This window comes from Longimicrobium sp. (genome assembly GCA_036389795.1).
Lineage (GTDB): Bacteria > Gemmatimonadota > Gemmatimonadetes > Longimicrobiales > Longimicrobiaceae > Longimicrobium.
In genome coordinates this window covers 1-6,599 of record DASVWD010000232.1, presented here as the reverse complement: position 1 = coordinate 6,599, position 6,599 = coordinate 1, and the positions used below count along the sequence as shown (strand labels likewise).

The following is a 6,599-nucleotide window of genomic DNA, read 5'->3' as shown; positions in this document are numbered from 1 at the left end:
CGCCTGCTCCAGCGCGAACATCACCTGGAAGAGCGGGGTGTGCGCGAGGCTGCGCTCCACCGCCAGCTCGTCCACCAGCCGCTCGAAGGGCACGTCCTGGTGCGCCTGCGCCTCCAGCACCCCGTCCCGCACCCGCGCGAGCACCTCGCGGAAGGTGGGGTCGCCCCCCAGCCCGGTGCGGATCACCAGCGTGTTGACGAAGAAGCCGATCAGCCCCTCCGTCTCCAGCCGCGTGCGCCCCGCGATCGGGGTCCCCACCACCACGTCGTCGCCCGCGCCGTAGCGGCCGAGGAGAGAGCTCCACGCGGCGAGCAGCGTCATGAAGAGCGTGGCGCCCTCGCGGCGGGAGAGCTCCCGCAGCGCGCCCGACAGCTTGGGCGGGAGCGCGAAGCCGTGGCCCGCGCCGCGCCGGCTCGCCACCGCCGGGCGAGGACGGTCGACGGGCAGCTCCAGCACCGCCGGCGCCCCCTCCAGCCGCCGGCGCCAGTACGCCACCTGGCGCTCCAGCGCCTCGCCCTCCAGCCAGCGGCGCTGCCACACCGCGTAGTCGGCGTACTGCACCGGCAGCTCGGGGAGCGCCGCCGTCTCGCCGCGCGCCCAGGCCCCGTACAGCGCCGTCACTTCGCGCTGCAGGATCTCCATCGACCAGCCGTCGCTGGCGATGTGGTGCAGGGTGAGGAGCACCATCGACTCCGCCGCGCCGAGGCGCAGCAGCGCGCAGCGGAGCACCGGGCCGCGCGCCAGGTCGAAGGGCCGCGCCGCCTCCTCGCGGACCAGCCGCCCGGCGACGCTCTCGCGCTCCGCCGCGTCCACCGCGGAGAGGTCCACCACCGGCAGCCGCACCGGCGCGGGCGCGTGGACCACCTGCACCGCCTCGCCGTCTGCGCCGACGCCGAAGGTGGTGCGCAGCACCTCGTGGCGCCGCACCACCTCCGTGAGCGCCCACGCCAGCCCGGCGGCGTGGAGCTCGCCCCCGAGCCGGAGCGCCACCGGGATGTTGTAGACCGCGCTCCCCGGCTCCAGCCGGTCCAGGAACCACAGCCGCTGCTGCGCGAAGGAGAGCGGAAGGCCGCCCTCGCGCGGCACGGGGACGACCGGCGGCGCCTCCACCCCCGCTCCGCCGCTCCGCAGCGCCTCCACGCGCCCGGCCAGCCCGCGGACCGTCTGCGCCTCGAAGACGGCGCGCAGCGGCAGCTCCACCCCGAACGCCCGGCGCACCCGCGAGACCATGCGGGTGGCCGACAGCGAGTGGCCGCCCAGCTCGAAGAAGTTGTCCTCCGCCCCCACCCGCTCCACGCCCAGCACCGCGCTCCAGATCTCCGCCAGCACCTCCTCGGCGGCCGTGCGCGGCGCCACGTACGCCCGCTCCCCGCCCGCCGCCTCCGGCGCCGGCAGCGCCCGCAGGTCCACCTTCCCGTTGGGGGTGAGCGGCAGCGCGTCCAGCGCGACGAGCGCGCCAGGCACCATGTAGCCGGGAAGCTGCGTGGAAAGGTGCGCCCTGAGCGCCTCCGCCCCCGGCCACGCGCCCTCCGCCACCACGTACGCCACCAGCCGCTTCTCCCCGGGCCCGTCGTCCCGCGCCGCCACCACCGCCTCGCGCACGCCCGGGTGCCGCAGCAGCGCCGCCTCGACCTCTCCCGGCTCGATGCGGAAGCCCCGCACCTTCACCTGCTGGTCGCCGCGCCCCAGGTACTCCAGCTCGCCGTCCGTCCGCCGCCGCGCCAGGTCGCCCGAGCGGTAGAGCCGCGCCCCCGGGACCCCGCTGTACGGGTCGGGGACGAAGCGCTCCGCCGTCAGCGCCGGCCGTCCCAGGTAGCCGCGCGCCACCCCGCCGCCGCCCACGTGGATCTCTCCCGCGACACCCGGCGGCACCGGCCGCAGCGCCGCGTCCAGCAGGTAGAGCCGCAGGTCGGGGATCGGGCCGCCGATCACGCTCGCCTCGCCCCGCTCCACGTCCCCGCGGGTGATCGTGCGCCAGGTGACGTGCACGGTGGTCTCGGTGATCCCGTACATGTTGACGAGCCGCGGCGACTCGTCCCCGTGCCGCTGGATCCACGGCCGCAGCGCTTCCAGCGACAGCGCCTCGCCGCCGAAGACCACCCACTTCAGCGCCAGGGGACCGGCCTCGTCGCCCATCGTCCGGTCCGCCTCGATCAGCTGCCGGAAGGCGGAGGGCGTCTGGTTGAGCACCGTGACCCCCTCGCGCGAGAGCAGCGCGCGGAACGCCTCCGGCTCGCGCGTCACCCAGAACGGCACGACGACGAGACGGCCGCCGTAGAGGAGCGCGCCCCAGATCTCCCACACCGAGAAGTCGAAGGCGGAGGAGTGGAAGAGCGTCCACACGTCGCCCGCCCCGAAGCCGAACCACGGCTCGGTCGCCTCCATCAGCCGCAGCACGTTGCCGTGCGTGACCTGCACGCCTTTGGGACGGCCCGTCGAGCCGGAGGTGTAGATCACGTACGCCAGGTTCTCCGGGCCCGCGAGAGGCTGCAGGTCGGACAAGGACTCCGCCTCGCCGTCAGCTTCAGGCGCGTCCAGGTGCAACACCGAGAGCGAATCGCCCGCCACCTCCCGCAGCCGGCCGTCGAGCGCAGCCTGGGTGAGCAGCACCCGCGCGCCCGCGTCCTGCAGCGTGTAGCGCAGCCGCTCGGGCGGGTAGTCGGGGTCCAGCGGCAGGTACGCCCCGCCCGCCTTGAGGATGCCCAGGATCCCCACCACCAGCTCCGGCGAGCGCTCCACGCACAGCGCCACCACCGTCTCCGAGCCCACGCCCAGGCGGCGGAGGCGGCGCGCCAGGCGGTTGGCCCGCGCGTTCAGCTCGGCGTAGGTGAGCGATTGGTCCTGGAAGGCGACGGCCGCCGCGCCGGGCGTGCGCGCCGCCTGCTCCTCGAAGCGCTGGTGGAGCGTGCGCTCCGCGACGATCGTCTCCGCCGCGTTCCACTCCTCCAGCACCCGGCGCCGCTCGGCCTCGTCCAGCAGCTCCAGCTCGGAGAGGCGGAGGTCGGGATCGGCCGCCGCCTGTTCCAGCAGGCGCGCCAGGTGGCCGGCCAGCCGCTCCACGGTCGCCGCGTCGAAGAGCTCCGCGCGGTAGCTCAGCCAGCCCGCGACGTGCTCGCCGAGGTCGCTCATCCCCAGCGTGAGGTCGAACTTGACCGTCCCGCTGCCGGAGTCGACCGGGGCGATGCCCGCGCCGCCGAGCCGCAGCCCGCCCTCGTCGCCGAGCGTCTTCTGCTCGAAGGTGAACAGCACCTGGAAGAGCGGCGTGTGCGAGAGGCTGCGCTCCACGTCCAGCTCGTCGACCAGCCGCTCGAAGGGCACGTCCTGGTGCGCCTGCGCCTCCAGCACGCCCTCGCGCACGCGCGCCAGCACCTCGCGGAAGGCGGGGTCGCCCTCCAGCCCGGTGCGGATCACCAGCGTGTTGACGAAGAAGCCGATCAGGTTCTCCGTCTCCAGCCGCGTGCGCCCCGCCACCGGCGTCCCCACCACCACGTCCTCGCCCGCACCGTAGCGGCCGAGGAGAGAGCTCCACGCGGCCAGCAGCGTCATGTAGAGCGTGGCGCCCTCGCGCCGGGAGAGCTCCCGCAGCGCCCGGGACAGCTCCGGCGAGAGCGCGAAGACGTGGCTCGCGCCGCGCGGGTCCGCCGCCGCGGGACGCGGGCGGTCGGTCGGCAGCTCCAGCACGGCGGGCGCCCCGGCCAGCCGCTCGCGCCAGTACGCCACCTGGCGCTCCAGCACCTCGCCCTCCAGCCAGCGCCGCTGCCACACCGCGTAGTCCGCGTACTGCACCGGCAGCTCGGGAAGATTCGCATCCTCCCCGCGCGCCCGGGCCTCGTACAGCGCCGTCACTTCGCGCTGCAGCAGCTCCATCGACCAGCCGTCGCTGGCGATGTGGTGCAGGGTGAAGAGCACCACCGACTCCGCGTCGCCGAGACGAAGGAGCGCGCAGCGCAGCACCGGCCCGCGCGCCAGGTCGAAGGGCCGCGCCGCCTCCTCGTTCGCCAGCCGCGCGACGACGGCTTCCCGCTCCGCCGGATCGATCGTGGAGAGGTCCACCACCGGCAGGCGCACCGGCGCGGGCGCGTGGACCACCTGCACGGGCTCTCCGTCCACGCCGGTGCCGAAGGTGGTGCGCAGCACCTCGTGGCGCCGCACCACTTCCGTGAGCGCCCACGCCAGCCCGCCGACGTCCAGCTCGCCCGCGAGCCGGAGCGCCACCGGGAGGTTGTACGCCGTGCTCCCCGGCTCCAGCCGGTCGATGAACCACAGCCGCTGCTGCGCGAAGGAGAGAGGCAGCTCGAGGTCGCGCGGCACGGGCACGACCGGCGGCGCGTCCAGCGTCGCCCCGCCGCTCCGGAGCGCCTCGACGCGTGCGGCGAGCGCGCGCACCGTCTGCGCCTCGAAGACCGCGCGCAGCGGCAGCTCCACCCCGAACGCCCGGCGCACCCGCGAGACCATGCGGGTGGCGATGAGCGAGTGCCCGCCCAGCGCGAAGAAGTTGTCCTCGACCCCCACCCGCTCCAGCCCCAGCAGCTCGCTCCAGATCTCCGCCAGCACCTCTTCGACCGCGGTGCGCGGCGCCACGTACACGGCCGCGTCCTCGCGCCCCTCGGGAGCCGGGAGCGCCTTGCGGTCGACCTTGCGCGTGGGCGTGAGCGGCAGCGCCTCCAGCGCCACGAACGCGGAGGGGACCAGGTACTCCGGCACCCGCTCGCGCAGCCAGCTCCTCAGCTCGTTTCCAGAGGGCGGCGCATCGGCGGGAACCAGGTACGCCACCAGCCGCTTCTCGCCGGGCCGGTCCTCGCGCGCGACGACCACCACCTCGCGCACGCCCGGATGCCGGCCCAGCAGCGACTCCACCTCGCCGGGCTCCACGCGGAAGCCGCGGATCTTCACCTGGTGGTCGGCGCGGCCCAGGTACTCGATCTCGCCGTCCGCCCGCCAGCGCGCGATGTCGCCCGTGCGATACAGCCGCGCGCCGGGCGCGGTGTTGAGGGGATCGGGGACGAAGCGCTCCGCCGTCAGCGCCGGCCGGTTCAGGTATCCCCGCGCCAGGCCCACGCCGCCGATGTACAGCTCGCCCGGCACGCCGATCGGCACGGGCTGGAGCGTCGTATCCAGCAGGTAGATCCGGGTATTGGAGATGGGCCGGCCGATCGGCGGGTGGCTGGGCCAGGAGGCAGGGTCTTCACCCAGCAGGTGGGCGGTGACGACGTGCGTCTCCGAGGGACCGTAGTGGTTGTGCAGACGAGATTCGGGGAGCGCCTGGAAGAGGCGCACGACGCCGGGGGTGACGTGCAGCTGCTCGCCGGTCGCCATCACGTCGCGCAGCGATGCCAGCCGATCCTCGGTCCCCTGCACCTCCTCGGCGATCTGCTGCAGCATCACCACCGGGAACACCGCGCACTCGATGCGCTCCCGATCGAGGATCCGCACCAGCGCGCCGGCGTCCTTCTGCTCGTCTTCCGTGATCAGGTGGACCGCGCCGCCGCTGCTCCACGCCGAGAACATCTCGGTGAAGCTCGCGTCGAAGCTCAGCGAGGCGAACTGGAGCGTGCGCGCGCCGCCCGTGAGCGACCCGCGCAGCCACCCGGCCCAGTTCACCAGCGCCGCCTGCGGCAGGGCCACTCCCTTGGGCCGGCCGGTGGACCCGGAAGTGTAGATCACGTAGCCGAGATTCTCGGGACGCACCGCCACCCGCAGCGGCTCCGCGGACTCGCGTTCGATCTCCTCCGCCGCCTGGTCCAGGAGAACGACGGTGGCATCACGAGAGGGGAGACGCTCGGCCAGGCGCGAGTCCGTCAGCAGCACCGCCGCCGCGGAGTCCTCCAGCATGTACGCCAGCCGCTCGGCCGGGTACGCCGGGTCCAGCGGGACGTATGCCCCGCCCGCCTTCAGCACGGCCAGGGTGGAGACCACCATCTCCACCCCGCGCTCCAGGCAGATCCCCACCCGCACGTCGGGAGCGACGCCCAGCCCGCGCAGGTGGCGGGCGAGCCGGTTCGCCCGCGCGTCCAGCTCCGCGTAGGTGAGCGTTTCGCCTGCGCGGGAGACGAGCGCCGCGGCTTCGGGCGTGCGCGCGGCCTGCGCCTCGAAGAGCTCGTACACGGCCCCGGCCGGCACCGCGGCCGCGGTCGCGTTCCACTCTTCCACCACCAGCCGCCGCTCCGCCTCGGGGAGCAGCTGCAGCTCGGAGAGCCGCCGCTCCGGCGCGGACGCCATCTCGGCCAGCAGCACCCGCAGGTGGCCCAGCATCCGCTCGATGGTGGCCGGCTCGAACAGCCCGGCGCGGTACTCCAGCCTGCCGGAGAGCAGCGTCCCGTCGTCGACCATCCCCAGGTCCAGGTCGAACTTGGCCGTCCCGCTCTCGGTGTTCAGCGCCTCCGACCGCAGCCCTCCCCGCGGCGGCGGCCCGTCGTGCTCCGCTTCCGCCGCCCGGACGCGCCCCTCGTCGTTCGTCCGGAGGGTGAAGAGCACCTGGAAGAGCGGCGTGTGGCCCAGGCTGCGCTCCACGTCCAGCTCGTCCACCAGCCGCTCGAACGGCACCTCCTGGTGCGCGTACGCGCCCAGCGCCGTCTCGCGCACCCGGCCCAGCAGCTCGC

At 74.7% G+C, this 6,599-nt stretch carries 1 protein-coding gene; it reads right to left on the bottom strand.

Annotated features, from left to right (window positions below):
• The coding region (locus tag VF746_27310; protein HEX8696156.1) for an amino acid adenylation domain-containing protein at positions 1 to 6,599 on the bottom strand (6,599 nt) is incomplete at both ends.